Source organism: Polaribacter sp. BAL334 (assembly GCF_015767435.1).
In the GTDB taxonomy this organism is placed as follows: domain Bacteria; phylum Bacteroidota; class Bacteroidia; order Flavobacteriales; family Flavobacteriaceae; genus Polaribacter.
On the sequence record NZ_JADWOV010000136.1, the window covers coordinates 1 to 338 of the forward strand.

The 338-nt window shown below is 30.5% G+C and carries 1 protein-coding gene; it reads left to right on the forward strand.

Annotated features, from left to right (window positions below):
• Positions 1-336, forward strand: a 336-nt coding sequence (locus IU405_RS00710; RefSeq protein ID WP_197436732.1) for an endolytic transglycosylase MltG, incomplete at its 5' end; no start/stop codon positions are given.
• Between the last annotated feature and the right edge of the window lie 2 nt (positions 337-338).

Consider the following 338-nt stretch of genomic DNA (forward strand, 5'->3'; position numbering starts at 1 on the left):
AATAATTGGCCATTACAAGCGGATCCAACTATTATTTATTGTATTCGACAATTAAAGGGAGAAAATTATGCTGTGAAAAGGGTTTTGTCAATAGATTTGGAAATTATTTCTCCTTATAATACATACAAAAATCTTGGTTTACCTCCAAGTTTAATTGCTATGCCTGATGTTTCTTCAATTGATGCAGTGTTAAATGCACAAAAACATGACTACTTTTATATGTGTGCAAGTATTCAAAGAATCGGATTTCATGAATTTGCAAAAACGTTAGCTCAACACAACAGAAATGCCGAAAAATATCAAAATTGGCTAAACAAACAAGGAATAAATCGATAAAT